Genomic DNA, 223 nt, shown 5'->3' with positions numbered 1-223 from the left:
CAGCAGGTTCTTGGTCTGCTGGTAGTGATCGAGCATCATCTTGTGGGTCTCACGCCCGACCCCGGACTTCTTGTAGCCACCGAAGGCAGCATGCGCCGGGTACAGGTGGTAGCAGTTGGTCCATACGCGGCCCGCCTTGATCGCGCGGCCCATGCGGTAGGCGACGTTCATGTCGCGGCTCCACACGCCGGCGCCCAGGCCGAACTCGGTGTCGTTGGCGATG

1 protein-coding gene is annotated in these 223 nt (G+C 64.6%); it reads right to left on the bottom strand.

Features of this window, described 5'->3' with window-relative positions:
- The coding region (locus E4487_RS24370; protein ID WP_175254590.1) for an aldehyde dehydrogenase family protein at positions 1–223 on the bottom strand (223 nt) is incomplete at both ends.

This window comes from Pseudomonas sp. BMW13 (genome assembly GCF_013357275.1).
Lineage (GTDB): Bacteria > Pseudomonadota > Gammaproteobacteria > Pseudomonadales > Pseudomonadaceae > Aquipseudomonas > Aquipseudomonas khazarica.
Note: the sequence above shows the minus strand (reverse complement) of the source record. Positions and strands in the feature narration are given on the sequence as shown.